This is a genomic window from Streptomyces sp. NPDC059875 (genome assembly GCF_042731085.1).
Classification (GTDB): domain Bacteria; phylum Actinomycetota; class Actinomycetes; order Streptomycetales; family Streptomycetaceae; genus Streptomyces.
The window spans coordinates 258,696-280,753 of record NZ_JBHWJZ010000008.1 but is presented as its reverse complement, the minus strand read 5'-3'; the positions used below and the strand labels follow the sequence as shown (position 1 = coordinate 280,753).

Annotated in this window: 19 protein-coding genes; 4 read left to right on the top strand and 15 right to left on the bottom strand. The window is 72.7% G+C overall.

Going from position 1 to position 22,058, the window contains the following annotated elements:
• Positions 1-402: 402 nt before the first annotated feature.
• From ACFV9D_RS13400 to ACFV9D_RS13385, 4 genes are all read right to left on the bottom strand, one after another.
• The gene (locus tag ACFV9D_RS13400) at positions 403-1,545 is read right to left on the bottom strand and encodes a calcium-binding protein (protein WP_385144855.1); all 1,143 of its coding nucleotides are present in this window, start codon (positions 1,543-1,545) and stop codon (positions 403-405) included.
• 148 nt (positions 1,546-1,693) lie between these two features.
• Positions 1,694-2,515 (bottom strand): ABC transporter permease, encoded by an 822-nt coding sequence (locus ACFV9D_RS13395; protein WP_385144853.1) that lies wholly within the window; start codon positions 2,513-2,515, stop codon positions 1,694-1,696.
• The gene (locus tag ACFV9D_RS13390) at positions 2,512-3,486 is read right to left on the bottom strand and encodes an ABC transporter ATP-binding protein (RefSeq protein WP_385144851.1); all 975 of its coding nucleotides are present in this window, start codon (positions 3,484-3,486) and stop codon (positions 2,512-2,514) included. Before ACFV9D_RS13390 ends, ACFV9D_RS13395 begins: the two co-directional genes overlap by 4 nt.
• A gap of 1 nt (position 3,487) precedes the next feature.
• The gene (locus ACFV9D_RS13385) at positions 3,488-4,291 is read right to left on the bottom strand and encodes an ABC transporter permease (RefSeq protein WP_385144850.1); all 804 of its coding nucleotides are present in this window, start codon (positions 4,289-4,291) and stop codon (positions 3,488-3,490) included.
• Between the two features lie 125 nt (positions 4,292-4,416).
• Here ACFV9D_RS13385 and ACFV9D_RS13380 point away from each other — a divergent pair, with 125 nt between their 5' ends.
• Positions 4,417-5,295, top strand: coding sequence for a winged helix-turn-helix transcriptional regulator (locus tag ACFV9D_RS13380; RefSeq protein WP_385144848.1), 879 nt, complete (start codon positions 4,417-4,419; stop codon positions 5,293-5,295).
• Here the strand turns inward: ACFV9D_RS13380 and pdxH are convergent.
• A complete protein-coding gene (gene pdxH, locus ACFV9D_RS13375) occupies positions 5,287-5,919 on the bottom strand; it encodes a pyridoxamine 5'-phosphate oxidase (protein WP_385144933.1) in 633 nt (210 codons plus the stop codon). The genes ACFV9D_RS13380 and pdxH overlap by 9 nt on opposite strands.
• Before the next feature lie 244 nt (positions 5,920-6,163).
• Here pdxH and ACFV9D_RS13370 point away from each other — a divergent pair, with 244 nt between their 5' ends.
• The gene (locus tag ACFV9D_RS13370) at positions 6,164-7,273 is read left to right on the top strand and encodes a citrate synthase 2 (protein WP_385144846.1); all 1,110 of its coding nucleotides are present in this window, start codon (positions 6,164-6,166) and stop codon (positions 7,271-7,273) included.
• Positions 7,274-7,404: 131 nt separating this feature from the next.
• On the opposite strand, the gene ACFV9D_RS13365 is transcribed toward ACFV9D_RS13370, so the two are convergent.
• On the bottom strand, positions 7,405-8,436 hold the full coding sequence (locus ACFV9D_RS13365; RefSeq protein WP_385144844.1) for an isopenicillin N synthase family dioxygenase: 1,032 nt from the start codon (positions 8,434-8,436) through the stop codon (positions 7,405-7,407).
• 274 nt (positions 8,437-8,710) lie between these two features.
• Here ACFV9D_RS13365 and ACFV9D_RS13360 point away from each other — a divergent pair, with 274 nt between their 5' ends.
• Entirely contained in the window at positions 8,711-10,447 is a 1,737-nt protein-coding gene (locus tag ACFV9D_RS13360; protein ID WP_385144842.1) for an FAD-dependent monooxygenase, read from the top strand.
• Positions 10,448-10,541: 94 nt separating this feature from the next.
• Here the strand turns inward: ACFV9D_RS13360 and ACFV9D_RS13355 are convergent, their stop codons facing one another.
• From ACFV9D_RS13355 to ACFV9D_RS13345, 3 genes are read right to left on the bottom strand one after another with little or no spacing between them, the layout of a single operon-like run.
• Positions 10,542-11,120, bottom strand: coding sequence for a TetR/AcrR family transcriptional regulator (locus ACFV9D_RS13355; protein ID WP_385144840.1), 579 nt, complete (start codon positions 11,118-11,120; stop codon positions 10,542-10,544).
• The gene (locus ACFV9D_RS13350; RefSeq protein ID WP_385144838.1) at positions 11,108-11,815 is read right to left on the bottom strand and encodes an enoyl-CoA hydratase family protein; all 708 of its coding nucleotides are present in this window, start codon (positions 11,813-11,815) and stop codon (positions 11,108-11,110) included. Before ACFV9D_RS13350 ends, ACFV9D_RS13355 begins: the two co-directional genes overlap by 13 nt.
• A gap of 10 nt (positions 11,816-11,825) precedes the next feature.
• Positions 11,826-13,403: a 4-coumarate--CoA ligase family protein gene (locus tag ACFV9D_RS13345; RefSeq protein ID WP_385144836.1), complete on the bottom strand. Its 1,578-nt coding sequence runs from the start codon at positions 13,401-13,403 to the stop codon at positions 11,826-11,828.
• A 144-nt stretch (positions 13,404-13,547) separates the two neighbouring features.
• Between ACFV9D_RS13345 and ACFV9D_RS13340 the strand changes: the two genes are divergently transcribed.
• Positions 13,548-14,615: an ABC transporter substrate-binding protein gene (locus tag ACFV9D_RS13340; protein ID WP_385144834.1), complete on the top strand. Its 1,068-nt coding sequence runs from the start codon at positions 13,548-13,550 to the stop codon at positions 14,613-14,615.
• Here the strand turns inward: ACFV9D_RS13340 and ACFV9D_RS13335 are convergent.
• From ACFV9D_RS13335 to ACFV9D_RS13310, 6 genes are read right to left on the bottom strand one after another with little or no spacing between them, the layout of a single operon-like run.
• On the bottom strand, positions 14,603-14,755 hold the full coding sequence (locus ACFV9D_RS13335; protein ID WP_385144832.1) for a hypothetical protein: 153 nt from the start codon (positions 14,753-14,755) through the stop codon (positions 14,603-14,605). The genes ACFV9D_RS13340 and ACFV9D_RS13335 overlap by 13 nt on opposite strands.
• 28 nt (positions 14,756-14,783) lie before the next feature.
• Positions 14,784-15,926, bottom strand: coding sequence for an acyl-CoA dehydrogenase family protein (locus tag ACFV9D_RS13330; RefSeq protein WP_385144830.1), 1,143 nt, complete (start codon positions 15,924-15,926; stop codon positions 14,784-14,786).
• A complete protein-coding gene (locus ACFV9D_RS13325; protein WP_385144828.1) occupies positions 15,923-17,893 on the bottom strand; it encodes a biotin carboxylase N-terminal domain-containing protein in 1,971 nt (656 codons plus the stop codon). Before ACFV9D_RS13325 ends, ACFV9D_RS13330 begins: the two co-directional genes overlap by 4 nt.
• 8 nt (positions 17,894-17,901) lie before the next feature.
• Entirely contained in the window at positions 17,902-19,500 is a 1,599-nt protein-coding gene (locus ACFV9D_RS13320; RefSeq protein ID WP_385144826.1) for an acyl-CoA carboxylase subunit beta, read from the bottom strand.
• Entirely contained in the window at positions 19,497-21,173 is a 1,677-nt protein-coding gene (locus ACFV9D_RS13315; RefSeq protein WP_385144824.1) for an acyclic terpene utilization AtuA family protein, read from the bottom strand. The genes ACFV9D_RS13320 and ACFV9D_RS13315 overlap by 4 nt, the downstream gene beginning before the upstream one ends.
• Positions 21,170-21,961 (bottom strand): TIGR03084 family metal-binding protein, encoded by a 792-nt coding sequence (locus ACFV9D_RS13310; RefSeq protein WP_385144822.1) that lies wholly within the window; start codon positions 21,959-21,961, stop codon positions 21,170-21,172. Before ACFV9D_RS13310 ends, ACFV9D_RS13315 begins: the two co-directional genes overlap by 4 nt.
• Between the last annotated feature and the right edge of the window lie 97 nt (positions 21,962-22,058).

Genomic DNA, 22,058 nt, shown 5'->3' with positions numbered 1-22,058 from the left:
CCCCCGATCATTCAACTCGAACGTGACGCAGGACACACCCGGTTCAATGAAATCGTAGCGTCGCGGAAACGAACACGGGCCGGGTGAGGAGCGACGACATCCCGGGGAGCCCCGCCCTCGGTCGGGCGCCGCCTTTTAAATCGCTTGAGCCCTCGCGTCGGACTTCCTAGGGTGTGGAGCACACGCGAAAGGAGGTGATCCGAGAACATGGTTTCTTTTCGGATTCGTGAGGTGACTGCGGGCTAACGGCCTGCCGTCGCACTCTGTGCACCTCGGCAGGCCACCTGCCGAACACCACGCAGTCACCCGACCCGTGGGCCGCCGGTGAGTCCGGCCGGCTCCCGTCCGAACTCGAGCGGACGGGACCAAGGCCCACGGGTCGTCTGCGTTTCGGCCCAGCCCTCAGGCCTCGCAGCCGGTCTCGATGTCCGCGCCGGACTCGCCGTCGCAGTCGTCGGTGCCCGCGCCGCCGTTGAGGCCGTCGGGACCGGGGCCGCCCCGCAGGAAGTCGTCGCCGTCGCCGCCGCCCAGCCAGTCCGCGCCACCGGCAGTGCCGATGGTGGATTCGAAGTTCCCGTCGGTGTTGTCGCCGAAGATCCGGTCGGCGCCGCCCCGGCCGTTGACGATGTCCCCGGCGGCTGTGGCTCCGGTGGCGTCGCTCACCATGCTGTCGCCGACGAGCACGATCTCGTCCCCGGAACCACCCGAGATGCGGTCCCTGCCGGAGCCGACGGCCCGGCCGAAGCTGGACATGTGGTCGCCCACCGCGCCGAAGCCACCGTCCGGGCCCAAGTCGATGGAGTCGTCGCCGCCCGCTCCGCCGACGTTCCCGTCGAGGGCGCTGCTGTCCCCCGTCACGAACCCGAATTCACCGGCACCCTCCAGGATCGTGTCGTCCCCGGCGCCCTCGGCTTCGAGGACGGCGAACGAGTCCCCCACGACGACGTCGTTGCCGTTGCCGCCCGTGATGACGTCCCTCCCGCCGCCGAAGGCCCTGTCACCGGAGCTGTCGCCGGTGAGGGAGTCGTCGCCGTCGCCGCCGTCGAGCGTGTCCGAGGCCCCGCCCTCGGCCCTGCCGCCCGCCGCCGCGTTGTCCCCGAACATGTTGTCGTGCCCCCCGCCACCGGTGAGCCGGTCGCGGCCGGCGGAGCCGGTCGAGTCGCCGTCGGCGTGCGAGTCGCCGACCAGCACGTCGTCGCCGAGGCCGCCGTCGACCTGGTCGTCGCCCGTGCCTCCGGCGACACTGTCGTCACCGGCGCCGCCGGCGAGGACGTCGATGCCGCCGAGGCCGCAGATCTTGTCGTTGCCGCCCCCGCCGTCGATGCGGTCGACACCCGCCGTACCGATGATCACGTCGTCCCCGGGGGTGCCCTGGGTACCGGTGACCGTGGCCACCGCGCCGAAACACGTGGCCGGCTGTGCGCTCGCCCCGCTCGCGGCCGGGCCGGCCAGGGCCGCCGCGGCCAGCGCCGGTGCGCAGAGGGCGGCGGCGATCCGCCGGTGCCGTGAGCGCTCGCCGCCGGAGTGACTGTGTGGTCCGTGCATGGTTTCTCTCCTTCGATGGACACGATTGCCTGGCGCTCACTGTGCGTGCACGGCGCCGGAGAGCGGGCACCCATCGACGGCCCATTCCGTAAGTTCATCCGATCGGATTCTGATATGTCGTCACGGTGTGTGAGCGGAAGGGCGGGCCCTACGCCAGGGAGAGCTTGCCCGTCCGCTGGGACCTGGCCTCCCCCACCCGCAGGATCACCGCGGCCGCGGCGAGCAGGAGTCCGCTCAGCAGGAGCAGGCCCAGGAGTGTCGGGGCGAGCTCCGTCAGCGTGCGGTGTTCGAGGAGCGCGCCGCGTACGGCGATGAGGCTGCCCGTGAGCGGGAAGACCGCGCCCACCACCTGGATCGCCGCCGGTAGGGCGAAGTGCGGCAGGCGGACGCCCGAGACGAACCACAGGGGCTCGTCGAGGATCGTGTAGAGGAAGGCCGAGTCGCGGGAGAAGACCAGCAGGCTGTTGAGGAACGCTCCCCACGCGACCGCCGGGATCAGCAGGGCCAGGAGGACGATTCCGTACATCCACCAGGCCGAGACCGACAGCGCGCCGAAGCCGGTGAGGGCGGCGACGGTGAAGCAGGTGAGCAGCCAGGCGTTCTGGAGGAGGGCTCCCGCGCCGTTGGCGATCATGAGGGTGAGGCGGCCGGCAGGGGAGAGGAAGAGGAGTTCCAGGGTGCCGGTGGTGCGCTCGAAGGAGAGGTGCCAGGCCGATTGCACGAGGGAGAAGAAGAAGGCGTACGCGAGGGTGCCGGTGGCCAGGAAGGCGAGGAGCCGGTCGGGGTCGGCGGCGAGCGGCCAGTTCGCGGCGGCCGGTGAGGCCGTGGCGACGGGGCGCAGCGTGTAGTAGGTGGTGGCCAGTTGGAGGACGGGCCAGACCAGCATCGAGAAGACGACGAGCGGCTGGCCGAAGAGGCGGCGGTGCTGCTTCAGTGCTTCGGCGGTGAAGACCCGCAGGGCGTGGGTCATACGAGGGCCTCCTCGCCGGTCTCCGCGAGCGCCAGGATCGCGTCCTCCAGGCTGGCCTCCGCGATCTCCAGGCCGCCGATCGACCCGCCCGCCTCGACGACGGCGGCGGCGAGCGGTCCTGCCATGTCGTCCGGGTGGCGGAGGGTGATCAACTCCCCTCCGCCGGGCAGGCGTTCCGAGGTGGCGCCGAAGCGGGTCGCCACCGCCGCCGTACCCTCGCCCGGGTTCGTCACCGTCAGGCGGATCGTGCGGTGGCTGCCGGTGGCCGCCTTCAGCTCCGCCGGGCTGCCTTCCGCGAGGTGGCGGCCGGCGGAGATCACGTACACGTGGCCGCAGAGCTCCTCGACCTCGGCGAGGTAGTGGGAGGTGAGCAGGACGCCGGTGCCCTCCTCGGCGAGGCGGGCGACGACGCGGCGCAGGTCGCGGGCGATCGGGGCGTCGAGTCCGAGCGTCGGTTCGTCGAGCAGCAGGTAGTCGGGGGTGTTGACGAGCCCGCGCGCGATGGCGAGGCGCTGGGTCATGCCGCGCGAATAGCGCTCGACCATGGTGTCGGCCGCGTCGGTCAGGCCGACCAGGGCCAGCAACTCGTCGATGCGGGAGCGCAGTTCGCGCTTCGGGACGTCGTAGAGCTGGCCGAAGTACCAGAGGTTCTCCCGGCCGGTCATGCGGGTGTAGACCATGCGCTCGCCGCCGGCGATGAGGTTGATGCGGCGGCGGACGGCGCGGGCGTCGGCGACGGTGTCGAGGCCGTCGACGGTGACCGTGCCGGAGGTCGGGCGCAGCAGGGTGGCGAGGATCTTGATGGTGGTGGTCTTGCCGGCGCCGTTGAGGCCGAGGAGGCCGGTGATCCGGCCGGGCGGGATGTCGAGGTCGAGGCCGTCGACGGCCCGTTTGACGTCCCTGGCGCCGAAGATGCCCTTGCTCCGTACGGGGAAGCCCTTGTGCAGGGACCGGACCTGAATGCCCGTCATGTCAGTACGTCCTTTCTACGGCGCGGGCCTCGGCCCGCGGCAGGTACAGCAGGCCCAGGAGCAGGTACGCGCCGCTGACGGCGGCGCAGACCGCCAGCCTCGTCAGCAGGTCGGGCAGGGACTGGCCGCCCGTGGTCGCCGCGTGCAGGACGTCCGTCGCCGCGGTGGTGGGGAGCAGTTCGGCGAACCACTGGACGGGTTCGGGCAGATAGGCGCGCGGGAAGGTGAAGCCGCCGACCAGGCCGAGGACGATGAAGACGGTGTTCTGGGAGATGTGCGCCTCGCCGGCGGCGATCATGAGCCCGCCGAGGCCGACCGAGAGCGCGAAGACGGCGCCGATCAGCGCGAGGGCGCCGAGGAGCAGGCCGGCGACGGAGGTCACGGGGACGGAGATGCCGAGCAGGGCGACGACGACGCCGAGGGCGAGGAACTCGACGAGACTGCTGAGGACGGCGAAGGCGGTGAAGCCGGCGAGGTACGGGAAGCGGCCGGCGGGTGCGATGAGGAGGGCGCCGAGGGTGCCCTGCCGTTGCTCGGTGATCAGGGCCTTCGCGGACCAGAGGATGAGCCGGACGGTGAAGTTGAAGGCGGTCGCGCCCACGACGATGTAGGCGAGGTAGGCGGCGGTTCCGCTGCCTTCGGTGAAGTCGTCGGCGACGGCTCCGCCGCCGATGGCGTGGTAGCCGAAGTACGCGAGCGCGATGGCGAGCGCGGCGGGCAGGACGGTGCCGACGGCGTAGGTCCATGGATAGGCGCGGCGGGTCATCTGCCAGGTGCGCCAGGCGGTTGCCCAGGCTATGGGCATGGAAACGATCCCCTCCCCCAAACGATCTTCCCAGTGAGTTTCCTTCGGGAACTTACACTGAGTTTCTATCGGGAACTCACTCGATGGCGCAAGATGGAGCGATCGCCCGACCGAGGAGGAGCGCCATGGCCCGAGCCGTGCCCGAGCACGATGCCGCCTGCGCGATCGCCCAGGCCGCCGCCGTCGTCGGCGACTGGTGGAGCCTGCTGCTCGTCCGCGAGACGGCCCGCGGCCGACACCGCTTCGACGAGCTCCAGAGCGAGCTCGGCATCTCCCGCAAGGTCCTCACCGAGCGGCTGCACCAGCTGGTCGACAGCGGCGTGCTCGACAAGGTGCCCTACCAGGAGGGGCCGGTGCGGTACGAGTACCGGCTCAGCCCGTCCGGACGGGCCCTGCTCCCCGTCCTGGTCTCGATGCAGGACTGGGCCGACCGCTGGCTGCTCGGCGACGGCACGCTCACCGCCTCCGCCGACGAGCACGGCGCCGAGGCCCACCGCGTCCACGGCCTCCCCGGCACCCGGCTGCCGCGCCTCACCCTGCCCGCGCACACCGGCGTCGAGCGGGACCCGGTGGACCCGGACGCCGCCGCCACCGTGCTCTTCTGCTACCCGGCGACCGGGCGGCCGAGCCCGCTGCCCGAGGGCTGGGACGACATCCCCGGCACCGTCGGCTGCACGCTGGAGAACCGCCTGTTCAGGGACGCGTACGAGGACTTCACGGCGGCCGGGATCGCCGTCCACGGGGTCTCCACCCAGCGCCCCGACGAGCAGCGGGCCTTCGCCGCCGCCGAGGAGATCCCCTTCCCGCTCCTGTCCGACATGGACGCCCGCCTCTCGGCGGCGCTCCGGCTCCCCACCTTCCGCGCCGGGCAGGCGCTCCGGCTCAAGCGGGCGATCCTGATCGTGGACCGGGAGCGGACCGTACGGCACACGCAGTTCCCGGTCACGGACATCCCGCACGCCGTATCCACGGCCCTGAGCGAGGCGACGAAGCTGTCAGGGTGACAGCCGCTCCACCCGCCAGTCGTCGCCGTCCCCGACCCGCACGTACCGCAGCCGGTCGTGCAGCCGGTTCTCGTGGCCCTGCCAGAACTCCACCGTCTCCGGTACGACCCGGAAGCCGCCCCACTCCGGCGGCACCGGCACCTGCTCGTCCTCCGGGTAGCGCGCGGCCAGCTCGTCGTACCGGGCGAGGAGCTCGTCGCGCGACTCGATCACCGAGGACTGGTGGCTGGCCCAGGCGCCCAGCTGGGAGCCGTGCGGGCGGGTGCGGAAGTAGGCGACCGTCTCGTCCCGGCCGGTGCGGACCGCCCGGCCCGTGACGATGACCTGGCGGGCCAGCGGGTGCCAGGGGAAGAGCAGCGAGATGTACGGATTGGCCGCCAGCTCGCCGCCCTTGCGGGAGCCGTAGTTGGTGTAGAAGACGAAGCCGTCCTCGTCGTAGTGCTTCAGCAGCACCGTGCGGGAGGACGGCCGGCCGTCGGGGGTCGCGGTCGAGACGACCATCGCGTTCGGCTCGTGGATCGCCGGATTCGTGGCGGTCTCCTTGAACCAGCGCGTGAACTGTTCGATCGGTTCGGGGGCGAGGTCGGCCACAGTCAGCTCCGTGGTGCGGTACTGCTCGCGCATGTCGGCGGGATCGAGAGCGTCAGTCACAGGGGCCATCCTGCCGCAGAGACGCAGTCTGCCCGGTACAGCAGGCCGCTAACCCTTCCTTGCCGGATCGGCGGAGTGTGCCGGATGTCACGCTTCCCCGCATCATCGGAACCGTACAGACTCTTCGGCTGGATGACTGTTACTTCCCGACCAACAGGTCCCCCAACAGGTCCCGCCAACCGACGGATGATTGATCATCGATAAGAGGAGCCGCCTGATGTCCGACTTCGTACCCGGACTCGAGGGAGTCGTCGCGTTCGAAACGGAGATCGCCGAACCGGACAAGGAGGGCGGCGCTCTTCGGTACCGCGGCGTCGACATCGAGGATCTGGTCGGTCACGTCTCGTTCGGGAACGTCTGGGGTCTGCTCGTCGACGGAGCGTTCGACCCCGGTCTGCCGCCGGCCGAGCCCTTCCCGATCCCCGTGCACTCCGGTGACATCCGCGTCGACGTCCAGTCCGCGCTCGCCATGCTCGCCCCGGTGTGGGGCCTCAAACCGCTCCTCGACATCGATGCCGAGCAGGCCCGCGACGACCTCGCCCGGGCCGCCGTCATGGCCCTGTCGTACGTCGCCCAGTCCGCGCGCGGCCAGGGTCTGCCGATGGTCCCGCAGAGCGAGATCGACAAGGCCGAGTCGGTCGTCGAGCGGTTCATGATCCGCTGGCGCGGCGAGCCCGACCCGAAGCACGTCAAGGCCGTCGACGCGTACTGGACCTCGGCCGCCGAGCACGGCATGAACGCCTCCACGTTCACCGCGCGCGTCATCGCCTCCACCGGTGCGGACGTGGCCGCGGCGCTGTCCGGCGCCGTGGGCGCCATGTCCGGCCCGCTGCACGGCGGCGCCCCGTCCCGCGTCCTCGGCATGATCGAGGAGATCGAGCGGACCGGCGACGCCACCGCGTACGTCAGGCAGGCCCTCGACAAGGGCGAGCGGCTGATGGGCTTCGGCCACCGCGTCTACCGCGCCGAGGACCCGCGCGCCCGCGTGCTCCGCCGTACGGCGAAGGAGCTGGCCGCGCCGCGCTTCGAGGTCGCGGAGGCGCTGGAGAAGGCCGCCCTGGAGGAGCTGCACAACCGCCGCCCGGACCGGATCCTGGCGACGAACGTGGAGTTCTGGGCGGCGATCGTGCTGGACTTCGCCGAGGTGCCGGCGCACATGTTCACGTCGATGTTCAGCTGCGCCCGTACGGCGGGATGGTCGGCGCACATCCTGGAGCAGAAGCGCACCGGCCGCCTCGTCCGGCCCTCGGCCCGGTACACCGGTCCGGGGCAGCGCAACCCGCGGGAGATCGCGGGCTACGCCGACCTGGCGGCGTTCGCGGGCTGACTCAGCCCGCACAGGCGTACCGGGGCGAGCCCGCACAGCCCGCCCCGGCCGGGCCCGGCACCGCGACCGCGGGCCGGGCCGAGCCATGTCAGGCGCCCCGGGCCGGGCCCGGGGCGCGGGCGGTGGTGAGGTCAGGCGGTCGCGAGCGGGCGCTCCTCCGCGAGCAGCAGATCCGCGTGGTGGCGGGCCGCGGCCAGCGGGTGGGCGCGCAGCTTGCCCTTGAGTTCGTTGCGGCCGTACTCGGCGAACAGCGGGTTCGCCGGGTCGGTCGTGATCCCGGGCGCCGTGGAGGCGTACGGGAAGGGCAGCGGGGCGATCCGGGCGTCGAGCCGCGGGTTGTAGAAGAACGGGACGGAGTAGCGCTCCGTCGCCCCGGGCGGGGAGACCACCCGGTGGTTGGTGGCGAGCAGATAGCCGTTCGTGGCCACTTCGAGGAGCTCGCCGAGGTTGACGACGAAGGCGCCCGGCAGCGGCGGTACGTCGTGGAAGAGACCGTCCTCGCGCTCCACCTGCAGTCCTCCGACGTGGTCCTGGAGCAGCAGGGTCAGGAATCCGTAGTCCTTGTGGGCGCCGACGCCCTGGTCGGCGCCGTCGCCGGCGCTGCCCGGGTAGCGCACCAGCTTGAGGTGCGGGTGGGCCCGGTCGCCGAAGACGTCGTCGTAGAAGCCGGCGGGCGCGCCGATCGAGGCGAGCAGCTCGTGCAGCAGCCGCTCGGCGACCCCGCTGAGGCGCTCGACCCAGTTCAGGGCGGCCACGCGCAGCTCGGGAAGGGCCGCGGGCCACTGGTTCGGTCCCTGGAGCCACCAGTACGGGGCCTCGCCGGGGCCGGGGACGTGCGCGGGGCGCTCGGCGCCGATGTCGAGCTGGTCGCGCCAGTCGCGGGAGCCGCCGGTGCGTTCGTCGCCGATGCGGGTGTAGCCGCGGAAGTGCGGCGAGTTGGTGGTGTCGAGCGCGAGCCGGTCGGCCTCGGGGAGGGCGAAGAAGGCCTTCATGGCGGCGGTGAGGGCCGTCGTCTCGGCCTCGGTGATGCCGTGCCCGATGAGCTGGAAGAAGCCGACGTCGTGGGCCGCGCTGTGGAGCTGCGCGTGGAGGAGGCGCCGGGCCTGGGGGCCGCGGTCGGCGGCGGAGAGGTCGACGATGGGGAGCTGGGAGCTGTACGTCATGGTGTGCGTCCGCGGGGTGTACGGGGCCCGGGCGCGCCGCCAGGGGTGGGGCGGGGGCGCGGGTGCCTGAAGTGGAGAGGGGGCTTCGAGGTCAGGCGGAGCGCCGACAGCCCATGCTCGTGACGCGGAGGAAGTCCACGTGGCGGCGGCGTACGAGCGAAAGCATGGGACCAGCGTACTGCGAGGCGCGCGGGACGTATGTGGCGCGGGTCACGCCACCGGGTGACCATGGTCCACGGGACGGTCCGGGGGCCTGGTGTTCAGGGAGGCACCCGTGGCACACACCCGTACAACCGACGTACTGATCGTGGGCGCCGGCCCCGTCGGGCTGAGCGCGGCCGCCGAACTCCGCCGCCGCGGGGTCCGCTGCCGGCTCGTCGACCGGCTGCCGGCCCGCCTCCCCTACGCCAAGGCGGTCGGCATCCAGCCGCGCACCCTGGAGATCTGGGACCGGATGGGTCTTGCCCCCGCCGTCCTGGAGGCCGCTGTTCCGCTGCGCGGCCAGCTGATCCACGTCAACGGCCGGGAGCAGGGGCGCATCGAGCTCACGCTGCCGCCCGAGGTGCCGTACGGATTCGCCGCGCTGCCCCAGTACGAGACCGAGCGCCTCCTGGAGGAGTACGTCACGGGCCTGGGCACGACCGTCGAACGCGGCACCGAACTGCTGTCGTTCGCCCAGGACGCGGACGGGGTCACCGCCCGGCTGCGGACCGCCTCCGGCGCGGAGGAGGAGATCCGCACCGGATACCTCGTCGGCTGCGACGGCGCGCACAGCACAGTCCGCAAGGGCCTCGGCCTCAGCTACGAGGGCGGGGCGTTCCCGGAGGAGTACATGCTGGGCGACGTCGAGGCGGACTGGGACCTGCCGCCCGGCTACGGCCTGCGGTCCATGCACCGCACCGACGACGGCGCGACGGACGACGTGCTGGTCTGCATCCCGCTGCCCGGGACGAGTCGCTACCGGATGTCGATGACGGTCCCGCCCGAGCTCTCCTCCCAGGGTGCCGCTCAGGGCGACGGCGTGGCACACGGTCTGGAGGGCAGCCGTGCGCCGGAGCTGTCCCACATCCAGGCCGTGGTCGACCGCCTCGCCCCCACCCCCACCCGCGTCTCCACGCTGCGCTGGTCCTCCGTGTTCCGCATCAGCCACCGGATCGTCGACCGCTACGGCGACGGCCGGGTCTTCGTCGCGGGCGACGCCGCCCACATCCACCCGCCCACCGGCGCCCAGGGCATGAACACCGGCATCCAGGACGCCTGCAACCTGGCCTGGAAACTCGCCCTCGTCGTGCGCGGAGAGGCCGGACCCGCCCTGCTCGACAGCTACGACGCCGAACGCCGCCCGGTCGGCGAGGAGGTCGTGGGACGGACCGTCCGGCACGCCACCCAGGGCATGGAGACCGACCCCGAGAACCCGCGAACCCTGATGCTCCGGGAGGCCCAACTGCTGGTCGCCTATCGGAACGGTCCGCTCGCCGGCCGCCCGTACGGCCCGGACGACGCGCCCCAGCCCGGCGACCGGGCCCCGGACTGCGCCGGCCTGACCGTCCCCGTCGCCGCGTACCCGCTGCGCCTGCTCGACGTCCTGCGCGGCCGCACCGGGCACGTGCTGCTGCTGTACGCGACCGACCCCGCCGACCTGGCCAGGGCCGCCGAGGCCGGCGCCGTGGTCGCCACCGCGGTCGGCGGGCGGAAGGCGCCCGGCACGGAGCCGCCGGCCTTCGCGGGGCGCCCCGGACCGGGACTCTCCGAAAGCGACGGGCAGGGCCCCGAGAGCAGCCTGCAGACCGTCGCGGTGCTCGCCCGCGAGGCGGCCTCCGCCGCCGACTTCGGCACCGGGAGCGTCCCCGGGTACCTCGACGCGGCGGGCGAGTTCGCCCGGATCTACCGCCCCGACGGTCCGACCGGCTTCCTCGTCCGCCCGGACGGGCAGCTCGGCGCCCGCTTCCCCCTCGCCGGCACCGCGGCGGCGCTGACCGGCTACCTCGCCGCGCTGTCCGTACCGGCCTGAGCACGGCGACGGGTCCGGCGACCGACCGGTCCCGTCAGGCGACGGGACCGCGCACCGCGGTCGAACCGCGGGCCGGGCAGGGATCGGGCGGCGCTCAGCCCAGGGCCTCGTCCAGGAGCTTCGACCACTGGGCGACGATCCCTTCGCGGCGCGCCTTGTCGTCGGTCAGGAGGGTCGCCAGGCCCAGGCCGCGGGCCATGTCCAGGAAGCCCTGGACCGTCTCCCGTACCCCGGGGACCGACTCGTCCGCGCCGAGGAGGGTCACCGCCATGCGGTGGGACTCCCGGCCCACGCGGGCCTCCAGTTCAGTGACCCGGGCGTGGAGCTGCGGCTCGTGGGCCGCCGCCACCCAGAGGTGGAGGGCGGCGCGGAAGAGAGGGCCCGTGAAGAGGTCGACCAGCGCCGCGACGGCCTCGCGGCGGTCGCGGGCCGGGAGGGTGCGCAGGGCCTGGGAGCGTTCCTCGGCGACGTACTCGACCGCCGCCGTGAACAGGTCCTCCCGGGTCGGGAAGTGGTGCTGCGCGGCGCCTCGCGAGACCCCGGCGCGCTCGGCCACCACCGCAACGGTGGATCCCGCCCAGCCGTGTTCGGCCAGGCAGGACACCGCCGCCTCCAGGAGCCGCTGCCGGGTGGCGCGGCTCCTGTCCTGCTTCGGGCCGGTCAGAGCCGCCATTCAGGGTCCCGTCGTTCGAGGAAGGCCGTCATCCCTTCGCGCGCCTCTGCGGAGGCGAAGAGCGAGGCCGACCTCTGGACCAGGTCCTCCGCGTCGCGCTCGAAGGTCTCCAGGACTTTAGCCGTGACCAGGCGCTTCGACTCGGCCAGCCCCTGCGGGGACCCCTTGCGCAGCCCGTCCAGGATCGCGTCCAGATCGTCCTCGGGGGCCGTCACCAGACCCATCCGTACGGCCTCCGCCGTCCCGAACCGCTCCCCCGTGAGGTAGTACCGCTCCGCCGCCCGCTGCTCCAGCTTCGGCAGCAGCGTCAGCGAGATGACGGCGGGCGCGACCCCGATCCGTACCTCCGTCAGTGCGAAGTCCGACCCTTCCGAGGCCACCACGATGTCGCAGGCCCCCAGCAACCCCAGTCCGCCCGCCCGCACATGGCCGCGCACGACCCCCACCACCGGCTTCGGCAGCTCCACGAGCCGCCGGAGCAGGTCCACGAAGGCGTACGGGCTCGGCGGGGCCTTCAGGTCGGCGCCGGCGCTGAACGTCGAGCCGGTGTGGGTGAGGACCACCGCCCGTACGGCCGGGTCCTGTCCGCACTCGGTCAGCGCCTCCGCCAGCTCGGCGACCAGGGCCGCCGAGAGGGCGTTGCGGTTCTCCGGGGAGTCCAGGGTCAGCGTGGCGATGCCACGGTCCAGCTTCAACGGTCCACCTTCATTCGCGGTCCCTCAGTTCGCGGCGCAGGATCTTCCCCGACGCGGCGCGCGGCACCCCGTCGACGAACTCCACGCGCCTGATCTTCTTGTACGGGGCGACCTGCCCGGCCACGTACGCCATGACGTCCTCGCCGCTCAGGCCCGCCGCGCTCGGCTGCCGGACGACGAACGCCTTGGGTATCTCGGCGCCTTCCTCGTCGTTCACACCGATCACGGCCGCGTCGGCGATCCCCTCGTGGGTGAGCAGGAGGGCTTCGAGCTCGGCCGGGGCGACCTGGAAGCCCTTGTACTTGATGAGTTCCTTGACCCGGTCGACGACGAACAGCCAGCCGTTCTGGTCGACCCGGCCGATGTCGCCGGTGTGCACCCAGCCGTCCGCGTCGATCATGTCGGCGGTGGCGTCGGGGCGGCCCAGGTAGCCCTTCATGACCTGCGGGCCCCGGATGGCGACCTCGCCCTCCGCGCCCGGCTCGGCGTCCTTCGACGGGTCGTCGAGGGACAGGATCCGCATCTGGGTGGAGGGGAGCAGCTTGCCGACGGCGCCGGGCGGAGGACTCACGGCGTCCAGGGGGACGGCGTGGGTGCCCGGGGACAGCTCCGTCATCCCGTACGCCTGGCGGACCGGCGGCAGCTTCAGCCGGGCCGAGCACGCCTCGGCGAGGGAGGCGTCGAGCGGGGCGGCGGCGCTGACGATGTACTCCAGGGAGGACAGGTCGTAGTCGGCGACGGCCGGGTGCTTGGCGAGCGCGAGGACGATCGGCGGAGCCACGTACAGACCGTTGATGCGGTGCTTCTCGATCGCCGCGAGGAACTGGTCGAGGTCGAAGCGGGGCAGGACGACGACGGTCGCGCCCTGCCGCAGCGGCGCGTTCATCAGGGCCGTGAGGCCGTAGATGTGGAAGAAGGGCAGGACGGCGAGGATGCGGTCGCCCGGGCCCATGGGGACGAGCGGGTGGAGCTGGGCGAGGTTGGTGGCGATCGAGGTGTGGGTGAGCATCACGCCCTTGGGGACGCCGGTGGTGCCGGAGGAGTACGGCAGGGCGGCGACGTCCTCGTCCGGGTCGATCGTGAGGGCGGGCTCGGGGGCGGTGGTGGCGAGCATCGACTGCAGGGAGCGGATCCCCTCGCCCTCTGGGGCCTGGTCGCAGACGAAGATCTCCTCGATCCCGCCCGCGAGTTCGGCGGCCCGGCGGGCCGCCGCGAGGAGCGGGGAGACGGTGACGATCCAGCGCGCGGAGGAGTCGCGCAGCTGCTTGGCGAACTCCTCGGGCGTGGACAGCGGATGGACGGTGGTGACGGACGCGCCGGCGCGGGTGGCGGCGAAGAACGCGATCGGGAACAGCACGGTGTTGGGGCTGTGCAGGGCGAGGACGTCGCCCTTGCGGACACCCGCCTCGGCGAGACCGGCGGCGACCCGCCGGTGGAACGCGTCGACCTGGGCGTACGTGAGACTCAGCTCGCCCGCCCCGTCGATCAGGGCCGGGGTGTCGCCGAACTCGGCGGCACGGCCGAGGACGGCCTCGTGGATGGGGAGGGAGACGGCCGGAACATCCGCGTACTCACTGTGAAACACCATGCGTGCCCCTTCGTGTCGGACGGTGGCGTCAGCATGGACCCGCTCAGTACGACTTGGGGAGACCCTGTCAGCACCCCGGGAAACAATCAAGCACGCCTGCATGATTTGGTGGCCGGGGCAGCGGACCGATGGGAGACTCCCCGCATGAACACGCCACCATCCCTCCAGATCGGCGCTCTTGTCCCGCTGACGCGGCCCGGATGGGTCGAGGCGGGCCGCCACCTGCTCGCCGGGCTCGAACTGGGCGTCCGTGAGGTCAACGAGGCCGGCGGGATCGACGGAAGCCCCCTTGAGCTGGTGGTCCGCGACACCGCGGCCGACCCGGAGAAGGCCGCGGCGGCCGTGGAGGAACTGGCAGGCCTGGGCGTGGCCGCCGTGGTGGGCGAGTACCACAGCGTCGTCGCCCGCGCCGCCGCCGCGCGGGCGGACGCGCTCGGTCTGCCGTTCCTCTGCTCCTCGGCGGTGCTCGACACGCTCACCGAAGGGCCGACGGACCGGGTCGCGCGGCTCGCCCCCGCGCAGTCCCACAGCTGGCGGATCTACGCCGACTTCCTCCTCGGCGCGGGCCACCGACGCGTCGCCGTGGCGGCCGAGCCGAGCGTCTACTGGGCATCGGGGACCCGCATCCTCCGGGACCACCTGGCTCCACACGGCGGTACGGTCACCGAACTCGACGCCCGCGCCCTCTCCCCCGAGGCCGTGTGCGAGGAACTCGTCGCCCACCGCGCGACAGCCCTCCTCCTGCTGACCGGCTTCCCGGACCCCGCCGTGTCGATCGTCCGGTCCGTCCGCCGCGACCGGCGCCTCGCCGACGTCCTGATCGGCGCTCCCGCCGGGCAGCCGGAGTTCGCCGAATGGGCGACGCTCCTGGGCGCCGACGCCACCGGGATCCCGTTCCTGCGCTACCTGCCCGAGAGCCTCGGCCCCCTCGGCGCCCGCGTCGAGTCGGCCCTCCGTCAACGGCTGGCCGCCGCGCCCTCCTTCGTCGCCTTCGAGGGGTACGACACGATCGCCGTCCTCGCCGAGGTGCTGCGTGCCAAGGGCGACGCGCCCGAGTCCTGGCCGCGCGTCGCCGTCGAAGGCACGCGCGGCAAGGTCCGGTTCTCCCGCGCGCCGGGGATCGGCGTGTGGCAATGGGCCTGGCCGCCGGTCCAGGTCGTGGACCGGGACCCGGCGGCACCCGACCGCTTCCGGCTCCTTCACACCGGCTGAGAGCGCACCACCGCGTCGTCGGGATTCATGTCCCCGTCCCGTACACCGAGCGGCAGGCAGCAGCCCTCGCACCACCACTCGCCCCCGGACACCTCGAACCGGTCCCAGTCGCAGTACCGGCACACGAGGGGCTCGCTCATCTCCATGACGGGATGGTCCCACGCCCCGTCAGTACGACTTGGGGAGGCCCAGGGACTGGTGGGACACGTAGTTGAGGATCATCTCGCGGCTGACCGGGGCGATGCGGGCCACGCGGGAGGCGGTGATCAGGCGGGCCAGGCCGAATTCGCGGGTGAGGCCGTTGCCGCCGAGGGTGTGGACGGACTGGTCCACGGCCTTCACACAGGCCTCGCCGGCCGCGTACTTCGCCATGTTGGCGGCCTCGCCGGCGCCGATGTCGTCACCGGCGTCGTAGAGGTGGGCCGCCTTCTGCATCATCAGGCGGGCCAGCTCCAGTTCGATGTGGGCCTGGGCCAGCGGGTGGGCGATGGCCTGGTGGGCGCCGATCGGGGACTTCCAGACCTGGCGCTCCTTCGCGTAGGCGACCGCCTTGTCGAGGGCGTAGCGGCCCATGCCGATCGCGAACGCGGCCGTCATGATCCGCTCGGGGTTGAGGCCCGCGAAGAGCTGGAGCAGACCCGCGTCCTCGTCGCCGACGAGGGCGTCGGCGGGCAGGTGCACGTCGTCGAGAGTGAGCTCGAACTGCTTCTCGTGGGCGTCCAGTTCCATGTCGATCTTGCGACGGCCGAAGCCGGGGGTGTCGCGGGGTACGACGAAGAGGCAGGGCTTCAGGTTGCCCGTACGGGCGTCCGACGCGCGGCCGACGATGAGGGTGGCGTCGGCGATGTCGACGCCGGAGACGAAGACCTTGCGCCCGTTGAGGACCCAGCCTTCCTCGGTCCTCGTGGCCGTGGTGGTGATGCGGTGGGAGTTGGATCCGGCGTCGGGCTCGGTGATGCCGAAGGCCATGGTGCGGGAGCCGTCGGCGAGGCCGGGCAGCCAGGCCCCCTTCTGCTCGTCGGTGCCGAAGCGGGCGATGACGGTGCCGCAGATGGCGGGCGAGACGACCATCATGAGGAGGGGAGCACCGGCGGCGCCCAACTCCTCCAGAACGATGGAGAGTTCGGCCATGCCGCCGCCTCCGCCGCCGTGGGACTCGGGGAGGTTCACACCGAGGTAGCCGAGCTTGCCGGCCTCGGCCCAGAGGGCGTCGTGGTCGACGGCGCCGGTACCGCCGTGGCGGCGGCCCAGGGCGGAGACGGCGGAGCGGAGGGCGGTGTGCTCGGCGGATTCGACGACGGTGCTGCTCATTGATCCTCCTGGGCTTCGGTCTGTACGACGGCGAGCAGGGCACCGACCTCGACCTGGCGGCCGGGGGCGGCGTGGAGCGCGGTGAGCGTGCCGGAGGCGGGGGCGATGACGCGGTGCTCCATCTTCATGGCCTCCAGCCAGAGGAGCGGCTGCCCGGCGGTGACCCGCGCGCCGACCGCGAGGCCGTCCGCGACGCGGACGACGGTGCCGGGCATGGGCGCGAGCAGGGAGCCGGGGGCGGTCTGCTCGCGGGGGTCGGGGAAGCGGGGGCGGGGGGTGAGCCGGTGCGGGCCGACATGCACGGTGTCCCCGTGTCGGGCGACGTCGAAGTCCCGTACGACCCCGTCGACTTCGAGCCGCACGCGGTCGGGTGCGGCACTCACGACACGGACGCCCTCGGGTGCGGTGACGGTGTACCCGGCCCGGGTCACTCGATATCGGACCTCGTGGTCCCCGTACGCCTTGACCTGGTCCTGCGAGGCAAGGTTCCGCCACCCGCCCCCGAACCGCCCCTGATTGCCGACGGCCTCCGCAAGCGCAGCGGCGACAGCGGCGTACACCTCCCCGGCCGGCGCTTGCGTCAGCGCGTCGAGGTTCCGCTCGTAGAACCCGGTGTCGAGGCGTGCGGTGTCGTGGAAGTCGGGGTGCCGCAGGGAGGCGACGAGCAGGTCCCGGTTGGTGACGGGCCCGTGGATCCGGGCGGACTCCAGGACATGCACGAGCTTGCGCACGGCTTCGGCACGGGTGGGGGCATGGACGACGACTTTGGCGAGCATGGCGTCGTAGTGAACGCCGATGACGTCCCCGGAGGTGTAACCGGCATCCACGCGCGTTGTGGGCATTCGTCCCGCTGGGGCGGTGGGGGTCCCCCCGGACGAAGTCTGGGGGAGGGTGGGCACAACGGGACGGCGCCCTGGCGGGCGCGTCCGCTCCAAGGGCCCCGCACCGAATTCCAGCGCGTGCAGCACGCCCGCCTGCGGCGTCCAGCCCGAGGCCGGGTCCTCCGCGTAGAGCCGGGCCTCGATCGCGTGACCGCTCGGGGTCGGGGGCTCCGGGGGGAGCGGGGTGCCCTCGGCCACCGACAACTGGAGGGCCACCAGGTCGACCCCCCAGACCTCCTCCGTCACCGGATGCTCCACCTGAAGCCGCGTGTTCATCTCCAGGAAGTGCGCCCGTCCGTCCGCGACCAGGAACTCGACCGTCCCCGCGCCCACGTACCCGACCGCCTTCGCCGCGCCCACGGACCTCTCGTACAGCTCGGAGACGAGCCCGGGCGCCAGCCCCGGCGCCGGAGCCTCCTCGATCACCTTCTGGTGGCGGCGCTGGAGCGAGCAGTCGCGGGTGCCGAGCGCCCAGACCGTACCGTGCCCGTCCGCCAGGACCTGGACCTCCACATGGCGGCCGTTCTCCACGTACGGCTCGACGAACACCTCGCCGTCCCCGAACGCGCTCGCCGCCTCGGCCGAGGCCGCCGCCAGCTCCCCCTCCAGGGCGCCCAGCTCGCGGACGATCCGCATGCCACGCCCGCCCCCGCCGGCCGCCGCCTTCACCAGGACCGGCAGGTCGGCCTCGGTCACCGAGGTCAGGGGCGCGATGCCCAGCAGCTCCTTCGCCCGCGTCTTCGAGGCCATCGCCTCGATGGCGGAAGGCGGAGGGCCGATCCACACCAATCCCGCCGCCTCCACCGCCCGCGCGAACTCCGCGTTCTCGGACAGGAAGCCGTACCCCGGGTGCACCGCGTCCGCGCCCGCCGCGAGCGCCGCCTTCACCACCAGGTCGCCGCGCAGATACGTCTCCGCGGGCGTCGCCCCCGGCAGCCGTACCGCCGCGTCCGCCTCCCGTACGTGCAGGGCGGTCGCGTCCGCGTCCGAGTACACGGCGACCGTCCCGATGCCCAGCTCCCGGCACGTTCGGAACACCCGGCAGGCGATCTCGCCCCGGTTGGCGACCAACAGCCTGGAGATCATCACTCGCCTCACATTCGGAAGACGCCGAAGCCGCCGCGCGCGCCCTCGACCGGTGCCGTGTGGATCGCGGACAGGCACAGCCCGAGGACCGTGCGCGTGTCGCGGGGGTCGATGACGCCGTCGTCGTACAGCCGCCCGGACAGGAACATCGGCAGCGACTCCGACTCGATCTGCGCCTCGACCATCGCGCGCAGCCCCGCGTCCGCCTCGTCGTCGTACGGCTGCCCCTTCGCCGCCGCGCTCGCCCGCGCCACGATGGAGAGCACGCCCGCGAGCTGCTGCGGCCCCATGACGGCCGACTTGGCGCTCGGCCAGGCGAAGAGGAACCGCGGGTCGTAGGCCCGGCCGCACATGCCGTAGTGCCCGGCGCCGTACGACGCCCCCATCAGCACGCTCAGATGCGGCACCCGGCTGTTCGACACCGCGTTGATCATCATCGCGCCGTGTTTGATGATGCCGCCCTGCTCGTACTCCTTGCCGACCATGTAGCCGGTGGTGTTGTGCAGGAAGACCAGGGGGATGTCGCGCTGGTTCGCCAACTGGATGAACTGCGCCGCCTTCTGCGACTCCGCGCTGAACAGCACGCCCTGGGCGTTGGCGAGGATGCCGACCGGATAGCCGTGCAGCTCCGCCCAGCCGGTCACCAGGCTCGGCCCGTACAGCGGCTTGAACTCGTCGAAGTCCGAGCCGTCGACGATCCGGGCGATCACCTCGCGCGGGTCGAAGGGGGTCTTCAGGTCCCCCGGCACGATCCCGAGCAGCTCGTCCTCGTCGTACTTCGGTGGCTCCGCGAAGGCCGGATCGGCGTGCGCCTTGCGGTGGTTGAGGCGGGCGACGATGCGACGCGCCTGGCGCAGCGCGTCGGCCTCGTCCACGGCGTAGTGATCGGCGAGGCCGGAGACGCGGGCGTGCATCTCGGCGCCGCCGAGCGACTCGTCGTCGCTCTCCTCGCCCGTCGCCATCTTCACCAGCGGCGGACCGCCGAGGAAGACCTTCGACCGCTCCTTGATCATCACGGTGTGGTCGGACATGCCGGGGACGTACGCCCCGCCGGCCGTCGAGTTGCCGAAGACCACCGCGACGGTCGGGATGCCCGCCGCCGACAGCCGGGTCAGGTCGCGGAAGAGCGCCCCGCCGGGGATGAAGATCTCCTTCTGGGACGGCAGATCGGCGCCGCCGGACTCGACGAGCGAGATGACCGGGAGGCGGTTGGCGTACGCGATCTCATTCGCCCGCAGGGCCTTCTTCAGCGTCCAGGGGTTGGAGGCTCCGCCCCGCACGGTCGGGTCGTTGGCGGTGATCAGGCACTCGACGCCCTCGACGAAGCCGATGCCGGTGACGATCGACGCGCCCACCGGGTAGTCGCTGCCCCAGGCGGCGAGCGGGGACAGCTCCAGGAACGGCGTGTCCGGGTCGACGAGCAGCTCGATGCGCTCGCGGGCGAGCAGCTTGCCGCGCTTGCGGTGCCGTTCGGTGTACTTCTCGCCGCCGCCCGCGAGCGCCTTGGCGTGCTCGGTGTCGAGGGCGGCGAGCTTGTCGAGCATGGCGGCGCGGTGGGCCGCGTAGTCGGGTCCGCCCGTGTCGAGGGCGGAGGCGAGGACGGTCACAGCAGTTCCTCCGGTACGTCGAGTTCGCGGGCGCGGAGCCACTCGCCGAGGGCCTTGGCCTGGGGGTCGAAGCGGGCCTGGGACGCGACGCCCTGGCCGAGGAGGCCGGTGACGACGAAGTTCACCGCCCGCAGGTTCGGCAGGACGTGGCGCACGACGCTCACGTCGGCGGTCTCCGGCAGGAGTTGCGTGAGCTTGTCGACGGTGAGGGTGTGGACGAGCCAGCGCCACGCCTCGTCCGTGCGGACCCAGACGCCGATGTTCGCGTCGCCGCCCTTGTCGCCGCTGCGGGCGCCGGCGACGAGGCCGAGGGGTGCGCGCCTCGTCGGCCCGGCGGACAGGGGTTCGGGCAGCGGGGGCGTGTCGACCGGCTCCAGTTCCCGGGTGTGTGCGGGTACGGGAAGGGCGACGCGGCTCCCGTCGGGCAGCACGGCCGTGTGGGGGACGTCGGCGGCGGGGACGTACGCCGTCTCGAAGACCCCGTACGGCGCGCCCTTTCCGGGCGGGGCGGTGACGTGGAAACCGGGGTAGCTCGCCAGGGCGAGCTCGATCGCGGCGCCGCTGAGGGCGCGGCCGACCGGCTCGGGGGCGGGGTCGCGGACGACGAGACGGAGCAGCGCGCTCGCGGTCTCCTCGGTCGCGGCGTCCGGGTGGTCGGTGCGGGCCAGTTCCCAACGGACTTCGGCCGGGCGGGACGTGGAGCGTTCGAAGGAGTCCTCGATCTGCTCTTTGACGAGCTGGGCCTTGGCCTCGATGTCGAGGCCGGTGAGGACGAAGACGACCTCGTTGCGGAAACCGCCGATCCTGTTGAGCCCGGCCTTGAGGGTGGGCGGCGGGGCCTCGCCCCGTACGCCGTCGATCCGTACCCGGTCGGGTCCCTCCCGGGTGAGCCGTACGGTGTCGAGCCGGGCGGTCACGTCGGGCCCCGCGTACCGCGCGCCGGCCGTCTCGTACAGGAGCTGCGCGGTGACCGTGCCGAGGTCGACGACGCCGCCCGTGCCGGGGTGCTTGGTGATGACGGAGGTGCCGTCGGGGTGGATCTCGGCGAGCGGGAAGCCGGGGCGGCGGACGTCGTGGCCGTGGAAGAAGGCGTAGTTGCCGCCGGTGGCCTGGGTGCCGCACTCCAGGACGTGCCCGGCGACGACCGCGCCCGCCAGCTTGTCGTACTCCTCCGCGCCCCAGCCGAACCGCCACTGCGCCGGCCCGGTGACGAGCGCGGCATCGGTGACGCGGCCGGTGACGACGATGTCGGCGCCGGCGGCGAGGCAGGCGGCGATCCCGGTGCCGCCGAGGTAGGCGTTGGCGGTGAGGACCCCGTCGGCGGCGGGGAGTCGATCGCCCTCGACATGGGCGATCCGCGCGGGGATCCCGAGCCCGTGCGCCAGGTCCCGAAGGGCGTCGGCGAGCCCGGCGGGGTTGAGGCCGCCGGCGTTGGTGACGATGCGGACGCCGCGCTCGTGGGCGAGGCCGAGGCCTTCCTCCATCTGGCGCAGGAAGGTCTTGGCGTAGCCGGCGTCCGGGTCCTTCAGGAGGTCCCGGCCGAGGATGAGCATGGTCAGTTCGGCGAGGTAGTCGCCGGTGAGGACGTCGAGTTCACCTCCGGTGAGCATCTCGCGCACGGCGTCGAAGCGGTCGCCGTAGAAGCCGGAGGCGTTGCCGATACGGAGGATCACGCCTGCCCCTTGATGGGGCGTCCGCCGCCGGCGGGTCCGGCGAAGGCCTGGGCGATGGTGAGCCAGCGCGCGGCGTCCGCACCCTCCGCCGTGAGCGCGGTGTCGTCGCGATGGACGCGCTGGGTCACGAGGAGACAGAAGTCGAGCGCGGGCCCGGTGATCTTCTGGGCGGCGTCCTGGGGTCCGTACACCCACTCCTCGCCGTCGGGAGCGGTCAGTTCGACACGGAAGGGCTCCGCGGGCGGGGTGACTCCCCGTACGAGATAGGCGTAGTCGCGGGCTCGGATTCCGATCCACGCCACGTGCCGCAGCCGGGCGGTCGGCTCGCGGACGACCCCGAGTGCGTCGGCGACGTCCTGCCCGTGCGCCCAGGTCTCCATGAGCCGGGCGGTGCCCATGGACGTGGCGCTCATGGGCGGTCCGTACCAGGGGAATCGGGCGCCGGAGGGGGCGGCGCGCAGCGCCGACTGGAGCCGCTCGCGGCCCACGCGCCACCGTGCGAGCAACTCGGCGGGCGGGAGCGCGGCGCCTTCCTCCGCCCCCTCGTCGACGAAGGTCTCGGCTGCGGCGAGGGCCTTCTCGGCCTCGGCGGCGAAGGCCTCGGGGTCGGTGACGGCGAGCAGGGCCGCCCGGTCGGTCCAGGCCAGGTGGGCGATCTGGTGGGCGATCGTCCAGCCGGCGGCCGGAGTGGGCGTGGCCCACCCGTCGTCGCTCAACTCCCGTACGAGGAGGTCGACTTCCTCGCTCTCGCTGCGCAGGTCGTCGAGGACGACGGCAGGGTCGGACACGGTGCGCTCCCCTCGGGACACGGGCGTGTGTCGAGGAGCATGGCAGTGGAGCGAGAAACAATCAAGCGTGCTTGCTTGGAAAGTCGGCACACCTGTC